This window comes from Mangrovivirga cuniculi, assembly GCF_005166025.1.
GTDB lineage: Bacteria > Bacteroidota > Bacteroidia > Cytophagales > Cyclobacteriaceae > Mangrovivirga > Mangrovivirga cuniculi.
This window is the reverse complement of record NZ_CP028923.1, coordinates 292,389-309,645: the sequence shown is the minus strand read 5'-3', so window position 1 is coordinate 309,645 and position 17,257 is coordinate 292,389. Positions and strand designations below refer to the sequence as shown.

Below are 17,257 nucleotides of genomic sequence, written 5' to 3'. Positions count from 1 at the left end.
TATGGCAGAAACACTTTTAATTCCAGACCAGGCGACAAAGGAAGATATTTACCAATCTATAAAGCCTCAGATTCAGGCGTTGATTAGTGGAGAAACGGATAAAGTAGCTAATCAAGCCAATGTAGCTGCCGCTTTAAAAGAAGCGTTCGACTTTTTTTGGGTGGGATTTTATATGGTGAAAGAGGATGAGTTGGTGTTGGGACCCTTTCAAGGGCCAATAGCCTGTACCAGAATTAAAAGGGGTAAGGGTGTTTGTGGTAAAGCGTGGGATCAGGCTGAAACAATGTTGGTTCCTGATGTCGATGCTTTCCCCGGGCATATTGCCTGCAGTAGTGCTTCCAAATCTGAAATTGTCGTACCTGTGATAGCTGAAGGTCGGGTAAAAGGTGTTTTAGATATTGATAGCAAAGAAATTAATGACTTCGATGAGGTTGATAGGAAGCACCTTGAGGAACTAATGCAGTTGATCGCAGAGAATCTTTAATCAACAGGAAAAGAAATTTCATCAACACCGGTATTATTGTTTCGAGGATCAAAGAGGCTATAGTAAATAGTATAGAAGCCTTTTTGATCTGGTTTCCAATTTCCTGTAAAGGAATTTTTTTCCTTTCCTGGTTTCAGATCTACTTTTTTCAAAAGTTTTCCTTCCAGGTAAATTAATGCCTTAGCTCTCATTTTATTTGCATTCCAGAAACCTCCGGGTGTGATTGGACATCCGCAAAGCATTACCGAATGCATTTTTAGAGTGTATGAACCATCGTCATTTTTCTCAGGTTCTTTAGCAGTAATTGCAAAGCCATCTATTTCTAAAATCAGCCCTTCCTCCGATAAATCCTGACCGGGAATAATCCAGTATTCTTCTGTTGCACTAATTCTGTCATCAGGGTCTAAAGAAAGTGGTCCATTGACAGAGACGGTTATTTTTTGAGGATGAGTCAGGGTCAATTGAGTAGTAAAGTCAGCGCTCTCAGGTGTTGCTTTTTGTTGATACCTGCCTATTGAATCAGCAATTATTTTTGATGTATTTCCAGTAGCCCCATCGATTTTACCGCTAGCCATAACTTCGCCGGTAGAACTGTTTTTTATAATCACATTCATTCCACCCATTCCCGTGCCAATGAATTTTGCGTCCTTAGCAAGGACTCTGATTTTTACTGTAGTAGGTGTTTGTGCAAAACAAAATGTAGTAAGTAAAAATAAGAATGTATATAATGCTAACTTCTTCATAATTCCTGGGTTTGACCTGAATCCTCTGAAGTTAACTGTTTTTCATATAATTCGAAATAAGGTCCCCTGTTATTCATTAGTTCATCGTGAGTTCCTTTTTCAACAATTCTTCCTTCATCCAATACAATGATGTGATCAGCAAGCTTGGCAGAAGAAACCCTGTGAGATATGATGACTGAGGTTTTTCCCTTCATGATTTCCTGTAAGCTATTTAGGATAGCATTTTCAGTCTTAGTGTCAACTGCAGAAAGTGAATCATCCAGAATCAGAATTTTCGGATTTCTTACTATTGCCCTGGCAAGAGAAACCCGTTGTTTTTGTCCGCCACTCAGAGTAATTCCCCTTTCGCCTAAAACAGTTTCGAACTGATTAGGGAAGTCGATAATGTTATAATACACGTCGGCATCTTTGGCTGCCTGGTGAATTTGCTCGTCAGTGAGGTTTTGGGTTCCAAAAGCGATATTATTTTTAATCGAATCACTGAAAAGAAAAACATCCTGAGGAACGTAACCCAAAGAACTTCTCAGTCGCTCAACTTTTATATCTCTAATTGGAATATCATCGATCCGAACCTGTCCCTCATTTGCATCATACATTCGACTTATCAGGTTAGCTAAAGTGGATTTGCCCGAACCTGTAGTGCCGATTACAGCTAATGACTTTCCTTTATCGATCTCAAATGAAATATCTTTTAGAGCAGTAATGCCTGAGTCAGGATATTTAAAAGTTACATTTTCAAAGGTGATTTTTCCTTTTAAATTCTTATCGATATTTTTTTCAGAGATGATTTCATTTTTGGTGTTCAGGAATTCATTTATTCTTCCCTGTGATGCTTCGGCTCGTTGAATAATACTTGTAATCCAGCCTAGTGAAGTTACCGGCCAGGTTAGCATGTTCACATAAATAATAAACTCAGCAATGTTACCAACTGTAATATTTCCAAGAATCACCTCGTTACCCCCGATGTATACTGTCAAAATCACACTAAGACCGATCAACCCCATAATTAGAGGGAGGAAAAGTGCATTAACGAAGACAAGACGTAGATTTTTATGTTTATAATTATTGCTTTCTTTAGTAAAATTTTTGGCCGAGTCTTCTTCTCTTACAAAAGATTTTATCACCCGGATACCCGAAAAGGCTTCCTGAACGAATGTACTCAGACCTGATAATGATCGTTGAATCTCTTCCGATCTTTTATTGATAATATTATTTACATAATAAATACTGATCGATAAAATCGGCAAAGGGATCAGAGCATATAATGTAAGTTTTGGGTTAATTGAGATCATGTATGGAATAACCATCAGGAATAAGGTAACGAGGTTTAATCCGTACATTATTGCTGGTCCAAGATACATTCTAACGCGGCTGACGTCCTCTGAAATTCTTGCCATCAGGTCACCGGTATTGTTTTTTCTGTAAAAACCCAGTGGTAATTCCTGGTAATGGTTATAAATCTCATTTTTAAGATCAAACTCAATATACCGTGACATGACAATGATCGTTTGTCTGACCAGGAAAAGAAAGATACCTCGCCCTACAGCCATTAGAATAATAAGGATAACAAACCATGCAATGTGCCCGAAGATCTGATCGAGTAAATTATCCTGAAGACCTGTCCCCTCCATGAGATGGTAAGGTTTCAGCGTTCCGGTAACATAATCTATTGCATGCCTGACAATAGGAGCAGGAGCAATAACAAAAATGTTACTTATGATGACGAACAGCAATCCGAGCAGGATTAAATGTTTGTATTTATAAAGATATTTATTGAGGTGCTTAAGTTCTTTCACAATAAGTAAAACGCTTGAATTTACATTATGTTCCAAATTCAAAGTTAAGATAAGGTAAGTTTTTCCGGGCACATGTCAGGAAAAAATGCAAACCAATCAGTTAATAGCAGGTCATTTCATATAAATCGAGTATTTTTGCAATATTTTGTAATTAAAAACAGTAAACAACAACTTATTAATACCCAAAGTAATGCAAGAATTAAAAGATTTAGATCAGGCTAAAGCGGTTGCCGGTTCAGACGGAGCGGCGATATTTAGTCAGATGACCGAAATGGAGCACGAGCAAGTTGTCTTTTGTTATGATGAGCCAACAGGTTTAAAAGCAATTATCGGAGTTCATAACACAGTTTTAGGTCCTGCCCTGGGAGGAACCAGAATGTGGAATTATGCCAACGATAGTGAAGCTCTTACTGATGTTTTGAGGCTTTCAAGAGGAATGACTTTTAAAAATGCACTTGCGGGATTGAATATTGGTGGAGGAAAAGCTGTGATCATCGGAGATCCCAAAAAGCTTAAGAACGAAGCATTTTTAAGAAGATTTGGCCGTTTTGTCGAAAGTCTGAATGGTAAATATGTGACCGCAGAGGATGTAAGTATGAATACATCTGATATGGTCCACATTGGCGTTGAAACAAAACATGTTACCGGATTGCCAGAATACATGGGAGGAATGGGAGATCCTTCACCTGTAACGGCTTACGGAACCTATGCGGGAATGAAGGCTGCCGCAAAAAGAGTGTATGGCAAAGATGAGCTGGAAGGCAAAAAGGTGCTTGTTCAAGGTGTTGGAAATGTCGGTGAATATCTTGTAAATCACCTGACAAAAGAAAATGCCAAAGTATATATTTCAGATATTAATCAGGACAGACTGGACCATGTGAACAAGCAGTACGGAGCTGAGATTGTAGATCCGAAAGATGTTTATTCATTTGATATGGATATTTATGCTCCTTGTGCTCTTGGGGCAACATTAAACGATGATACGATTCCTCAGTTGAAGTGCCAGATTGTGGCCGGCGCTGCAAATAATCAGCTAAAAGATGAGAAAAAGCACGGAGCAGAACTTATTGATCGTGGTATCGTATATGCTCCTGACTTCCTGATAAATGCAGGAGGAGTGATCAATGTCTACATGGAATACGCGAAAATGGGTACTTCAAAAATGGCATATGAGCAATCTGATAAGATATATGATACATTACTTGAAGCACTTGACAGAGCTGAAAAAGAAAAGATCACTCCACAAGAGGCAGCAATGAAAATGGCTCTTGACAGAATTGAGAAAATAGGAAAGGTAAAACTTTCGTACTAATATAGAATCGAGTAAGAAATTTAATAATACGTTCTTTAATTACTGATATGATCAATAGACGAATTCTTCGGATAAAAGCAATGCAAAGTATATTCGCATTTCTTCAAAGCAAGAATGCTAATAAGGAGTTGGCAAGAAACCTGGTACACGATGCTTTTCTTCCAGACCTCAATGCAAACGAGGTTCAGGATAAGGAAGAACTCAAGGAGAAAAGAAAAAAGGCGCTGTCCCAATTCGATCAGCTTTTTGAAAATGGCGAAGAATTCGTCTATGATTCATCACTTGAAGAAAAAATAAATACCGAGGTTGAAAAGGCATTAATAGAATATGATGCCCAAAATGAAAAAGATCGAGTGCATCTGAAGCGCAGAATGGTAATCGAAGCGGAAGAAATATATAACCATTATTTACTTGCACTTAAATTATTAACCGACCTTTCAGATCCTTCTTTTAACAGGTATTTAAAAAAGGGAAAAGATGACAACTTTATTCAAAATGATGTCATTAGCTTATTAAGAAATTCTGAAAGCTTTGAGAATGCCTTATTAAGGAAAAAGGTCGATACCTCAGAAATGAGATCAGAAGTAGAGTCCTGGTTTAAAAACTTAATTAAGGATTCTGATGAATATAAGGAATACGCTTCAGGGGAGGGTGATTTTGAATCTGATAAGATCTTTACACAATACCTGATAAAAAATATTATATTTAAAAACCAGGCGGTAATGGATTTCTTCGAACAGGAAGATATTCACTGGGCTGAAGATAAGAATATTGTTAAAAGTCTTGCTCTAAAAACAATCAAAGAATCTGAGGAAGATTCTGTGGAATTGAGAGAATTATCTTATAATTGGGAAGACGATAAAATATTTTTCGAGGATACCTACGATTATTTACTTGAAAACGAAGAAGAATATGAAGAGATTATCTCGGAAAAAACAAAGAACTGGGATGTTGAAAGACTGGCAACAACAGATAAAATAATTTTGATGCTGGCAGTTTCTGAAATGATTAATTTTCCAAATATCCCGGTAAAGGTTACCATAAATGAGTTTATAGAAATATCAAAGAAATACAGTACCCCTAAAAGCCGTCAGTTTGTTAACGGAGTATTAGATGTAATAGCTAATGATCTGAAGACTGCCGGGAAGATTAAGAAGAGCGGAAGGGGACTTTTAGACAATAAATAGTAATACCATGAAATCAAACAATTTATTAGCTTTTTTAACCGGCATGGCTTCCGGTGCTCTTATAGGAATTTTATTCGCCCCGGATAAAGGCAGTAACACCAGGGATAAGGTTACTTACCAGCTCGACAGATACAAGCAAATATTAGAAGAGCTGATAGATGACCTTGTAGAAGGAAAGGTGGAACATGCTAACCAGGCAAAAACAGATGGAGAAAAGGTAGTTTCAGACGCTAAAAATAAAGCTGAGCAACTACTTGATGACGTAGATGAATTATTAGGACAATTGAAGAAAAAATAAATTAAGAGAGATGAAAAAGATTAGCTTATTTGCTTTGGTCGCTTTCGTTTTAGCGAGCTGTACAAATGAAAAATTAGAGAAAAGAGTTGAGGACCTTGAAAACAGGGTTGCACAACTAGAGCAAAACGGTACGCTTAGCAGACCGGTTTCAAATACAGTGCCTACTGCGAATACTAACACTCCTACAGTAGATCCAAATGCCCCTGCTCCGGAATTTGATTTCGATAGCAAAACGTATGAGTTTGGAAATATTACAGAAGGAGATGTTGTTGAGCACGTTTTCAAATTTAAGAATACAGGTGATTCTGAGCTTGTAATTGGGAATGTTCAGGCTTCTTGTGGATGTACAACTCCAAAGTGGACTAAAGATCCTGTACCAGTTGGTGGAGAGGGTGAAATTCACGTGAGATTTGATAGTAAGAACAAAGTGGGTACACAAAACAAGTCAGTAACTATCACTGCTAACACTAACCCTGCAAGAACTGTTCTTTATATCAAAGGAAATGTTGCAAAGGGTAGTGGAAAGAGTTCTATTTTAAAATAAACCTATAAATTAACTGATTAATTAATGCTTAATTTAATTTTATTACAGGCTGCTGATGGAAGTGGCTATTCGCAGATTATATTTTTTGTTGCGATCATAGTTATATTTTACTTCTTTATGATCCGTCCTCAGCAGAAAAAGCAAAAGGAGACTAAAAAATTTATCAGTGAATTAAAAAAAGGAGATAAAGTAGTTACTATCGGAGGACTTCACGGAAAGATCTTTGATCTGCCAAGCGATGACACTGTGATCGTTGAAGTAGAAAGAGGATTTAAACTAACTTTTGAGAGATCTGCAATATCTCTGGAGAACTCAAAAAGGCTTAATGAAGGCACAAAAAAAGATAAATAAACCGAATGAATGACTTCTTTCGAAGTATTAAAAGTTTTTTAAAAACTATATCAAGAAGTAACACAAAAGTAATGGCGCTCTGTATTTTGGGCGCCACTACTTTTTGGTTTTTTAATGCCTTAAATAAAGCAGACTACGAAGCTACAGTAAACTACCCTGTTGAATTAAAGTACAAGAATGATAGCACAGTTGTAGTTGGTGAATTACCTAATAACATTTCCCTTCAAGTAAATGGAGGTGGATGGGATCTTCTAAGGACTACTCTTGGAATAAATAAAGAGCCTATCCAAATTCCTATCCAGAATCCTACAGAACAAAAGTTTATACTAACAAGCTCCGTTCGGGATATCATCGCTGATGAGTTTACCAATCTGAGAATATTGAGAATTCTTACAGATACTCTGGCTTTTGATATTCAAAGCTTCAAAGAAAAGAGAGTGTATCTCGACCTTGATTCAACAGAAATTCAGTTTAAGCCTTTATTTTATTTTGGAGATAGTATTTTATTAAATGCCCGGTATTTGAAATATTCTGGCCCGGAAAGCATGATTGATAGTATTCCTGACACTATACAACTCTCATTAAATAATGAAGAACCGCTTGATGAAGACCATGAAGAAGTAATTGAACCTCCCTACACTTCTGAACTGGTTATAGCATCTCCTCAAGAGATTAATGTAGCTGTAAGAGTAAAAAAAGCTAATCAAATCCAAAAAATGGTGCCTTTTCAGCTTGAAAACTTTCCCGAAGAGTTTTCTCCATCTAAGGAAAAGGTTGCAGTAACTTACTATTTTTTAAAAGACCGAACAGGTATGGACAGTAGTGATATCGTAATTAAACTAAACTATGACAGCCTTACATCGGATTCGACTATTATTCCAAAAATAATAGACTATCCTCAAATGATGAAAATCCTTTCTTACGATTCCAGCGAAATAGAAATAGTTAAAAATGAAAAACCCTAAGCTTATAGGAGTAACAGGAGGAATTGGCGCAGGAAAAAGTACTGTCTGCAAGATTTTTTCAACACTTGGTGTTCCGGTGTATGATGCCGATTCACGAGCGAAGTCTTTATTACACACGGACATGGAACTGAAGCACAAGATAATTGAAGCTTTTGGAGAAGAGTCGTATAATGAAGATGGTATGCCCAACAGGGCTTACCTTGCAGGTCAGGTTTTCTCAGATGAGGGAAAAACTAAAAGGATCAATTCACTTGTGCACCCTGCTGTTGGTAGGGATTTTAAAAACTGGGTCGATCAAAATAATGATCATAAATACCTGATAAAGGAAGCTGCATTACTTTTTGAGGCCGGAAGCTATAAGTCGCTAGATTATGTTATTCATGTCAGTGTTCCAAAAAATGAAAGGTTGAACAGGGTATTAATTCGTGATCCGGAAAGATCTAAGGAGCAGGTTTTGGATATTATGGATAGACAATGGGGTGAAGGCAAGAAAAAAAAGTTAGCAGATTTGGTCGTCTATAACGATAATAAAAATAGCATTTTGCAACCTGTAATTAACTTACACGATCAACTAACCCTGGGTAAGGAGATCTGATCAGTGTAAAACTTCATCCGCTTTTCTTTAAAATCAAGCGGAATGATTTTATCTATTCGATCTGTTTTTGGATTGTAAAAGACCTCCACATAAGAATTGCTTAACAGGTATAAATTTACCTTATGCTTATAATACCGAATTGAGACAATAAACTCTCCCTCAAGATACAGGCACTTGATCTTTTCATCTCTTGGAAGTTGCATAAAAGTATTCAGGCTAATCATACTACACCAATCAATTTCAGCACATTTATATCAAACCATAAGTATAAAAAGATACTATATAATGCTGACAAACCGACGGTTATAGCAAAGAATATTCCCAGGAATTTACTTTTAAAAACTTTTTTAGTATTGCGGATATATGACTTTGAAAACTTTTCTGCCAGGTGCTTAATAAAATGATACGCAGGATAATAAATCAAAACCATCGCAGACATGATTATTAGAGTGGAAATGTATGGGCTATTAAAATCCTTATAGCCATGAATTGCTTTTTTTAGTACTTCGGCACACAAAACTGCCAATAGAATAGTGAAAATAATCGCTGAGTATTTTGAGATCTTTCTTGTGAGCATAGCGTAATTCGAGGTTGATGAAAAAATCAGATCTGAATTTAAATAACGAAGACAGGAAAACAAAAAAAGCTCTCAGATTCTGAGAGCTTTTTTGGGTGAAAGACCGGATTCGAACCGGCGGCCTCCAGTGCCACAAACTGGCGCTCTAACCAACTGAGCTACAATCACCGTCTAATTGGGCAGCAAATTTAGAAAAGGTAGGATAAACTGCAAAGATTAATTGATTAAATTTTATCAATCAGCCTTAAATTCCATTCTCATGCCCATCTTATCATCAATAACCTTCTCATTCTCATATACTTTGTTTCCTGATACGAAAGTATGAGTTACTTTACTTTTAAACGTGTATCCTTCAAAAGGAGACCAATTACATTTATAAAGTAGAGATTCTTTAGTTACTGGAGTGCTATCTTCCAGATCTACTAATGTCAGGTCTGCATAATAACCTTCCCTGATATAACCTCTTTCTTTAATTCTGAATAATCGCGCAGGACTGTGAGCCATTTTCTCAGCAATATGTTCCAGAGTGATCTTACCTTCCTTGTGCTTATCGATCATTGCAACCAGGGTATGTTGAATCAAAGGCCCACCGCTTGGAGCTTTAGTATATGGATTATCTTTTTCTTCCAGCGTATGTGGGGCATGGTCTGTTGCGATAACATCGATTGTATTATTATTAACAGCCTCCCATATAGCTGCTCTATCAGAAGCCTTTTTTACAGCAGGATTCCACTTGATCAATGTGCCTTTCTCTTCGTAGTCCTCATCAGAAAACCACAGATGATGTATACAGGCCTCTGCTGTGATTTTTTTCTCCTCTAGCGGTAGTTTGTTAGAAAATAATTCAAGTTCTTTAGCGGTGCTTATATGGAGAACATGCAGCCTTGCTCCATGCTTTTTTGCAAGTGATACTGCAAATGAAGAAGATTTGTAACACGCTTCTTCAGATCTGATTATCGGGTGATACTTTACTGGAATGTTATCTCCATACTTTTCTACATATTTAGCTGTATTTGCACGGACTGTTTCTTCATCTTCACAGTGTGTGGCAATAAGCATATTAGTAGAACCAAAAATTGATTCCAGGGTTTGTTGATTATCTACAAGCATGTTACCAGTACTAGAACCCATGAATACTTTTACTCCACACACCTTAGTTGGATCAGTTTTTAAAACTTCATCCAGGTTGTCGTTGCTGGCACCCATAAAAAAGGAGTAGTTGGCCGGAGAGCTTTTAGCTGCTATTGCATATTTATCAGCTAAAAGTTCCTGGGTCAATGCCTGGGGAACGGTGTTTGGCATTTCCATAAATGAAGTGACACCTCCAGCTACAGCAGCCCTCGATTCTGTCGCTATGTTAGCTTTATGTGTCAGTCCGGGTTCGCGAAAGTGTACCTGGTCATCGATTACTCCCGGAAATAAGTATTTACCCTCGGCATCGATTACTTCATCAGCCTGGTCGGCATTTATTGAAGAAGATATTTTTTCGATGCGGCCCTCTTTAATAAGGACATCACCGGTAAATATCCTGCCTTCATTGACTATATTTGCATTGGAAATCAAATAACTGCGCATCTTTTTGTTTTTTTTGTAAAGATAGTGTCTTTTTTTGATCAAAACCCATTCATCTCTTATGTCGAAGCAAGTAAATACTTTTGAGGATTTTAAATTGAACAGGCAGCTTTTAAATGCTATCGAAGAGGCGGGGTATGAATCACCAACGCCAATTCAAAAGAAAGCTATTCCGTTGGTTACTGCAGGTCATGACGTATTAGGTATTGCTCAAACCGGAACCGGTAAAACAGCTGCTTACTTGTTGCCCATTTTAATGAAGCTAAAATATGCACAGGGTGATGATCCTCGAGCTGTGGTTCTTGCACCAACGAGAGAACTCGTTCTTCAGATTGAAGAGGAAGCGAGAAAGTTCAGTAAATATCTCGATCTTCGAATTGTTAGTTTTTACGGTGGGCTGGGACCAAAAACTCAGATAGAACTTGCTGAAGCAGGAGTAGATCTGATCATATCGACACCTCAGCGATTTATGGATATTTACAGGAAGGAAGCTTTCATGACCAAATACATCAAGACGATGGTAATGGACGAAGCCGATAAGATGATGGATATGGGGTTTTTTCATCAAATTCTTCGCCTTTTAGAAATACTTCCACAGAAAAAACAAAACTTGTTATTTTCGGCTACTTTCCCTGATAATGTGCAAAAGCTTTCAGAAGAGTTTCTCGAGTTTCCTGAAAGAGTTGAGATCGCTCCTCAGGCCAGTACGGCTGAAACAATTAGTCAGGAGTTATACAAGGTGCCGAACTTTAAGACAAAAATTAATCTGTTATCCTACTTTTTAAAGCAAGATGAATTCAATCGCGTTATTGTATTTGTTAAGACTAAAAAGACAGCAGATAATATTTATAAATATCTAGAACGTACGGTAGAAGGCGGTGTAAGAGTGATCCATGCTAATAAAGGGCAAAACTCTCGTATCAATGCCATGAATGATTTTAAGGAAGGAAATATCAGGGTATTAGTTTCTACCGATGTAACAGCAAGAGGAATGGACATCTCAATGGTTTCGCATGTAGTGAATTTCGATGTGCCGATTATCTATGAAGATTACGTTCATCGGATAGGAAGGACCGGTCGGGCTATGCAGGCCGGAACTGCGATAACTTTTGAAAATCCGGCAGAGCATTATCACATTAAAAAATTGAAGAAATAATTCGCATGACCATCCCGGTCAAGGATATACCGCAAAATGTAGAAATTACCGATACTCCTAAAGAGGAGAACCAACAGATTCTAAGAGCCATCGATTATCAGCGAAAAAAGGAAGATCCGACTTACCAGGGGCATTTCATGATAAAAAGCCAAAATCTGAAAAGAAAAAATCATCAACAAAGAAATCAAATAAAGGCCGATCTAAAAGACGTTAAATTTTTTTACCGAAAAATTTTATCAGTTAATCGAATGATCATTATAGTTGGTCTAAACTGCATTCACCTTTTTGATTCCCAGGGAATATACCTATGAAGTTAGTCGCTTAAAAGAAGTTGATTATTTCATAGCTGGTTGAATGGGAATCCCGGAGTTCATCTCCGGGATTTTATCGAAGAAATCACTAGTTTAATCGTAAAAAATAAGCCGTTTGTCTAATAGGCTTCTTCGCGTAAATAACTTTCATTACTTTAAGAGTTCAAACAAGTATATCTTTCTTTCCATAGCTGGTTAAGAGCCCGGTTTTTAAACCGGGCTCTTTATTTTTACTCCCTTCAATACATCTTTCGAAGTTTGTAAATCCTTTATTTTTATTCTTTTCTACAGGCTTAAAGCTGGAGTGAATTCTAGTTGGTTTTTAATAGATTAATTTTGCAAAAAATTGTTTTATCCTCTAAATATTATAATTTTTGCTTCTAATAATTTTATTTATCAACCAAAACTTAATTTTACAAATGATTAAAAAGAGCTTTATACTCGTATTTTTCCTTTTCGGATTTAACAGTCTTTTTTCACAAATTTCATGGGAAACAAACCTCAAGGTAGCGCAGGTAAAGGCTATTGAAAAAGACCAATTGATATTAGTTGATTTTTGGGCAATTTGGTGTGGGCCATGTAAGAAAATGGATAAACAGCTTTGGGAAAGGCCAGAGATGAAAAAGTTGTCTGAAAATTTTGTTGCTCTTAAAATTGATATTGATCAATATCCAAATATAGCACGTGCCTATAATGTAACGTCTATTCCCAGGGTAATGATAATTACAGCATCTGAAGAGGTGATCTGGGAAAAAAACGGGTTTCTGATGCCAGAAAGTTATATTGAAATTTTAAAACAGATCCCACCGTCTTTAAATGGACTTAATAAAAAAATGGTTACAAATGCTGGCGAGGAGAATCCAAATAGTTCTTTTGAAATAGGAATGGGTTTTCAAAAATTAGCTATTTCCACAAAAAGTGATTTCGGAATGAAATTTATTAATATCAGTAATTCTTACTTTAAAGAAGTAGAGAAAAAGCTAATGATCCTGATTTATTAGCTATGGCCGAATTAAATCAATATTTTAATGAAGCATTAAAGGGGAATTATAAAAAGGCATTAAAGAAAGTTGAAAGGGTCGAAGTGGCAGCCAATAATAAACAGGCACAGGAATTTAAATCTTACATAAAAGCCTATTGTTATAAATGTAAAGATGAACTGGAAAATTACGAAGAGGAAAGATCAGCAATCAATGATGAAGATTACCTGTCAAAATTAGAGTCTATGGAGTAGGATGATTGAATTCTTGAAATAAAAAAAGGGCCAATTGGCCCTTTTTTTATTTCTTATTTATCATTGTTTAAATTCCTCTGTAGTATCCGGATACCAAATTAGTTACTTGTCCGTAAATTGGCTTACAAAACTCAATGAAAAGATCCTGAGGAGGTGGTGGTGGAACTTCTCTCATTTTAGTAATTGCTATTTGTTCTTTCGTTAGGGCTCTTTCATCACCATTAAAATTTCCCCACTGAGTAACCCATTCGAATTGACCAGGAAGTTTTTCCTGTCTTAATATTCTGTTAGATCTAGCATCCCAGATTTGTACATCCAGTAAACCTCTTGACATTACACTTTTAGTGAATACAGTTAGCTTTGCTTTAACAGTTCCATAAACAGGTTTCTTAACGCCTTCAACTTCTACATCTCCGACTTTAACACTATCACGAGTAATTACTTCAGAATTTTCACGAAGGTGGGTATTGCCTACCTGGAAATCATCAAACTGCATACGTATATAGTGATCAAATTCTTCGAGCTGCATTTTTTCAGCTTCATCAACTGTAAAAAACCTTACAAACTCATTTGAGTTTTGATGAGCAAGATATTCGTTTATCTGATTTTGAAAGAATTGATTACTTAACCCAAAAGTCTGGGAGTGAACAGGTATTTGTTCAACCAACACTTTGAGGGTGGCAGCCCATCTTGCTTCTTCAATTTTATCATTAACATCTTTGTAGTTAGAAACAAATTGATCAGCTCTTCTAAAATGGTTTACAGCTTCTATAGCACTTCGTCTGTCTCCATTAGAAAGAAATTCGACGCCTGCCTGATACCTTTCTTCAGCGGCTAACCTTGCAGCTTCATTATATTCATTTAAAAACCCTCGGGTTTCAACCAGGTTCATACATGCAGGACATCTTTCGACCTCATTATTCATGTTATTTAAGAGCTTATAAGACTGTGCAATTCGGTCATACTTAAACCTGTCAGTACTTGATTTGTACTGATTAATCTTTCGCAGGTGGAGATTCACCGCTAGCGGGTATGCCTTACGTAAAGTTTGTGTTGCTTTTTTGTTGTCAGGTTTATCTCTTAATCGATTGACAGCTAAAAATACTGCTTCTTCGTAATTTCCCTGCTCGAATTGCTTCTTACCACTGCTACATGACTGAAAAATGGTCAGAGCGATAATACTAAAAAATAGAATCCGTTTCATTATTGTAGTTTTTACGTGAACAAGTTCAATGATTATGCCAATTTTACAATATTGCTGCAATATAAACGTTTGTCCCGTTCATATTTAATCAAATTAGCTTAAAATAGTACTTTGACAAGAAAATTTTAATTTCAATGATCTTGACCTATGGCAGAAAATAAGAAAACACTCTTTCTACTGGATGCTTATGCATTGATATACCGGGCACATTTTGCTTTTAGTAAGAACCCGAGAATAAATTCTAAAGGACTTAATACCGGAGTAATGCTTGGTTTTACCAATGCTTTACTAGAGATTATCAATAAAAGAAAACCTTCTCATATAGGCGTTGCCTTTGACCCGCCGGGGCCAACCTTCAGAACGGAAGTTTATGAGGAATATAAAGCGAATAGGGAAGAAACTCCGGAAGATATAAAGGTTGGTGTTCCATGGGTCAAAAAAATTATCGAAAGTTTTGATATTCCTATTCTTGAAGTTCCAAAAATGGAGGCGGATGATGTAATAGGAACTCTGAGCAAAAAGGCTGCAAAGGAAGGGTTTGTTGTTTATATGATGACCCCGGATAAAGACTATTCCCAGCTGGTTGAAGAGAATATTTACCTGTATAAGCCGGCCTTTATGGGCAATAGTGTAGACATCCTTGGAGTGGAAGAGGTGAAAAAGAAATGGGACATCGAAAATGTCGACCAGGTGAGAGATATGTTGGGCTTACAAGGTGATAGCGTAGATAACATCCCGGGTATTCCGGGTATTGGACCTAAAACAGCTTCGAAATTATTAAAAACCTATGGTACAGTAGAAAACCTGGTTAAGAATGCTGAAGATCTAAAAGGAAAGCAAAAGGAAAAAGTAATAGAATTTGGTCCACAGGGTATTTTATCAAAAGAACTGGCAACAATTAAAATAGATTGTGATATAGACCTTGATCCTGAAGCTCTTGAATATACAGGTCCGGATGAAGAAAAGGTGAAGGAAGTTTTTGAAGAGCTGGAGTTCAGGACACTTATGAAGAGGGTATTTGGCGAGCAGGCAAAAGATACAGATTCAAAAGGTCAGCTTCAGATGTTTGCCCAGGTGTCAGAGGAAGAAGCAGAAGATACTGCTACACCACAGATCGATACAATTGAAACGGTCGAGCATGAGTATTATACTCTTACGGAAGAAAAAGAGATCGACCGACTAGTCAAATATTTAAAAAAGCAAAAAGAAATATGTTACGATACTGAGACTGATTCAATTCAGGCTTTTGAAGCTTCCCTGGTTGGACTTTCATTTTCTTTTAAAGAAGGAGAGGCATATTATATCCCGGTTCCGGATGATGAGAAGAAAGCCGGTGATATTCTGAGCAAATTCAAGGATATTTTTGAAAATGATAAGATCACTAAGATCGGTCAAAATCTTAAATATGATATTCTTGTTTTGAAGAAATACGGCATCAAAGTTAGTGGCCCTTATTATGATACTATGCTGGCCCACTACTTGCTAGAGCCTGAACAGAGGCATAATATGGATGTTCTGGCGGAAAATTATCTCAATTACTCACCGGTAAGTATAGAAACACTGATTGGCAAAAAGGGTAAAAAGCAAGGGAATATGCGTGATGTTGATATCGAAAAAGCAGGTGTTTATGCTGCTGAAGACGCCGATATTACATTAAGGCTGAAAAATAAGCTCGATAAGGAGATCAGGGAAGTAAAGATGGAAGACTTGCTTACCGATCTTGAATCACCATTGGTTGAAGTGTTGGCGGCTATGGAGTATGAAGGAATAAAAGTCGATAAAGAGGAGCTTGCAGTTTCATCTAAGGAAATGGAGAAAGATCTCTTAAAGATCCAGGCTGAGATTTTTGAAATTGCCGGAGAGGAATTCAATATAGCATCTCCAAAGCAATTAGGAGAGATACTTTTTGTTAAGCTCAAGGTTGATAAAAAACCTAAAAAGACAAAAACAGGTCAGTTTGCAACCGGAGAAGAAATTCTTTCAAGATTGGCAAATGAGCATGAGATCGCGCAAAAAATTCTTGATTTTCGAGAAATTCAGAAACTAAAATCTACCTATATTGATGCTCTTCCGGAATTGATCAGTGAACGCGACGGCAGAATTCACACCAGTTATAATCAGGCGGTTGCAGCAACAGGAAGACTGAGTAGTACAAACCCTAACCTTCAGAATATTCCTATTAGAACTGAAAAAGGACGGGCAATCAGGAAAGCTTTTGTGCCTAGAAATGATGATTTTACTCTTCTGGCAGCAGACTACTCACAGATAGAGTTGAGAATTATGGCATCATTCAGTGGTGATGATCATATGATCGAAGCGTTTAAAAATGGCACAGATATTCATTCTGCCACAGCAGCAAAGATCTTTAAGGTTGATGTGGAGGAGGTAGATAGTGATATGAGAAGAAAGGCTAAGACAGCTAACTTTGGGATAATTTATGGTATCTCGGCATTTGGATTATCACAACGGTTGAACATTCCAAGGAAGGAAGCTTCTGCGTTGATTGAAACTTATTTTGAAGAGTTTCCCGCAGTAAAGAAATACATGGATGACATAATCGACAAAGCGCGTGAAAATGAATTCGTAGAAACAATCAAAGGCCGCCGTAGATATTTAAGGGATATTAATTCAAGAAATGCTACCAACCGTGGCTTTGCAGAGCGAAATGCTATCAACGCCCCGATTCAGGGTAGTGCTGCTGATATTATTAAGGTAGCAATGATCGATATTCATAATTGGATGAAAGAGAAAAACCTTAAGTCTAAGATGATTCTTCAGGTTCATGATGAACTTGTTTTTGATGTTCATAAAGACGAACTGGATTTGATCAAAAAGGAAATTCCAAAAAGAATGATGGGTGCCGCTGATTTAGCTGTACCTATGGAGGTTGAAACAGGCACAGGAAATAATTGGCTTGAAGCACACTAA

General features: G+C 37.0%; 17 protein-coding genes, 1 tRNA gene and 1 pseudogene. 12 read left to right on the top strand and 7 right to left on the bottom strand.

All coding sequences use genetic code 11. From position 1 onward, the window contains the following. Position 1 precedes the first annotated feature (1 nt). Complete coding sequence (locus DCC35_RS01440) at positions 2-484, top strand: GAF domain-containing protein (RefSeq protein ID WP_137089108.1); 483 nt, start codon at positions 2-4, stop codon at positions 482-484. Here DCC35_RS01440 and DCC35_RS01435 read toward each other — a convergent pair. Both DCC35_RS01435 and DCC35_RS01430 read right to left on the bottom strand, forming a co-directional pair. Further along, the gene (locus DCC35_RS01435; protein ID WP_137089107.1) at positions 481-1,227 is read right to left on the bottom strand and encodes a hypothetical protein; all 747 of its coding nucleotides are present in this window, start codon (positions 1,225-1,227) and stop codon (positions 481-483) included. The two genes, DCC35_RS01440 and DCC35_RS01435, sit on opposite strands and share 4 nt — an antisense overlap. Further along, positions 1,224-3,023: an ABC transporter ATP-binding protein gene (locus DCC35_RS01430; RefSeq protein ID WP_137089106.1), complete on the bottom strand. Its 1,800-nt coding sequence runs from the start codon at positions 3,021-3,023 to the stop codon at positions 1,224-1,226. Before DCC35_RS01430 ends, DCC35_RS01435 begins: the two co-directional genes overlap by 4 nt. A 190-nt stretch (positions 3,024-3,213) precedes the next feature. On the opposite strand from DCC35_RS01430, the gene DCC35_RS01425 reads away from it, so the two are divergent. From DCC35_RS01425 to coaE, 7 genes are all read left to right on the top strand, one after another. Beyond that, positions 3,214-4,335 carry a Glu/Leu/Phe/Val family dehydrogenase gene (locus DCC35_RS01425; RefSeq protein WP_137089105.1) on the top strand — a complete coding sequence of 374 codons (1,122 nt, stop codon included), beginning with the start codon at positions 3,214-3,216 and terminating at the stop codon, positions 4,333-4,335. Between the two features lie 80 nt (positions 4,336-4,415). Beyond that, positions 4,416-5,522, top strand: coding sequence for a transcription antitermination factor NusB (gene nusB, locus DCC35_RS01420; protein ID WP_217495901.1), 1,107 nt, complete (start codon positions 4,416-4,418; stop codon positions 5,520-5,522). Between the two features lie 7 nt (positions 5,523-5,529). Then, entirely contained in the window at positions 5,530-5,820 is a 291-nt protein-coding gene (locus tag DCC35_RS01415) for a YtxH domain-containing protein (RefSeq protein WP_137089103.1), read from the top strand. A 10-nt stretch (positions 5,821-5,830) separates the two neighbouring features. Further along, entirely contained in the window at positions 5,831-6,364 is a 534-nt protein-coding gene (locus DCC35_RS01410) for a DUF1573 domain-containing protein (protein WP_137089102.1), read from the top strand. Between the two features lie 24 nt (positions 6,365-6,388). Then, a complete protein-coding gene (gene yajC / locus DCC35_RS01405; RefSeq protein ID WP_137089101.1) occupies positions 6,389-6,715 on the top strand; it encodes a preprotein translocase subunit YajC in 327 nt (108 codons plus the stop codon). A 5-nt stretch (positions 6,716-6,720) separates the two neighbouring features. Next, positions 6,721-7,680, top strand: coding sequence for a YbbR-like domain-containing protein (locus DCC35_RS01400; RefSeq protein ID WP_137089100.1), 960 nt, complete (start codon positions 6,721-6,723; stop codon positions 7,678-7,680). After that, positions 7,667-8,275, top strand: coding sequence for a dephospho-CoA kinase (coaE, locus tag DCC35_RS01395; protein WP_137089099.1), 609 nt, complete (start codon positions 7,667-7,669; stop codon positions 8,273-8,275). The genes DCC35_RS01400 and coaE overlap by 14 nt, the downstream gene beginning before the upstream one ends. On the opposite strand, the gene DCC35_RS01390 is transcribed toward coaE, so the two are convergent. The 4 genes from DCC35_RS01390 to DCC35_RS01375 all read right to left on the bottom strand — a co-directional run bounded on the left by DCC35_RS01390 (position 8,248) and on the right by DCC35_RS01375 (position 10,427). Next, positions 8,248-8,478 carry a hypothetical protein gene (locus DCC35_RS01390; protein WP_246070120.1) on the bottom strand — a complete coding sequence of 77 codons (231 nt, stop codon included), beginning with the start codon at positions 8,476-8,478 and terminating at the stop codon, positions 8,248-8,250. The two genes, coaE and DCC35_RS01390, sit on opposite strands and share 28 nt — an antisense overlap. 17 nt (positions 8,479-8,495) lie before the next feature. Beyond that, positions 8,496-8,852 carry a hypothetical protein gene (locus DCC35_RS01385; RefSeq protein WP_137089097.1) on the bottom strand — a complete coding sequence of 119 codons (357 nt, stop codon included), beginning with the start codon at positions 8,850-8,852 and terminating at the stop codon, positions 8,496-8,498. 93 nt (positions 8,853-8,945) lie between these two features. Then, positions 8,946-9,021: transfer RNA gene (locus tag DCC35_RS01380), tRNA-His, on the bottom strand. A 65-nt stretch (positions 9,022-9,086) separates the two neighbouring features. Continuing rightward, positions 9,087-10,427, bottom strand: coding sequence for a dihydroorotase (locus DCC35_RS01375; protein WP_137089096.1), 1,341 nt, complete (start codon positions 10,425-10,427; stop codon positions 9,087-9,089). 58 nt (positions 10,428-10,485) lie between these two features. Between DCC35_RS01375 and DCC35_RS01370 the strand changes: the two are divergent. The 3 genes and pseudogenes from DCC35_RS01370 to DCC35_RS01360 all read left to right on the top strand — a co-directional run bounded on the left by DCC35_RS01370 (position 10,486) and on the right by DCC35_RS01360 (position 13,125). After that, positions 10,486-11,794, top strand: a pseudogene (locus tag DCC35_RS01370) (DEAD/DEAH box helicase). A gap of 516 nt (positions 11,795-12,310) precedes the next feature. After that, complete coding sequence (locus tag DCC35_RS01365; protein WP_137089095.1) at positions 12,311-12,892, top strand: thioredoxin family protein; 582 nt, start codon at positions 12,311-12,313, stop codon at positions 12,890-12,892. Positions 12,893-12,894: 2 nt separating this feature from the next. Further along, positions 12,895-13,125: a hypothetical protein gene (locus DCC35_RS01360; protein WP_137089094.1), complete on the top strand. Its 231-nt coding sequence runs from the start codon at positions 12,895-12,897 to the stop codon at positions 13,123-13,125. A 67-nt stretch (positions 13,126-13,192) separates the two neighbouring features. Here DCC35_RS01360 and DCC35_RS01355 read toward each other — a convergent pair whose 3' ends face one another. Then, positions 13,193-14,329: a hypothetical protein gene (locus tag DCC35_RS01355; protein ID WP_137089093.1), complete on the bottom strand. Its 1,137-nt coding sequence runs from the start codon at positions 14,327-14,329 to the stop codon at positions 13,193-13,195. Between the two features lie 147 nt (positions 14,330-14,476). Here DCC35_RS01355 and polA point away from each other — a divergent pair, with 147 nt between their 5' ends. Next, a complete protein-coding gene (gene polA, locus DCC35_RS01350; protein ID WP_137089092.1) occupies positions 14,477-17,257 on the top strand; it encodes a DNA polymerase I in 2,781 nt (926 codons plus the stop codon).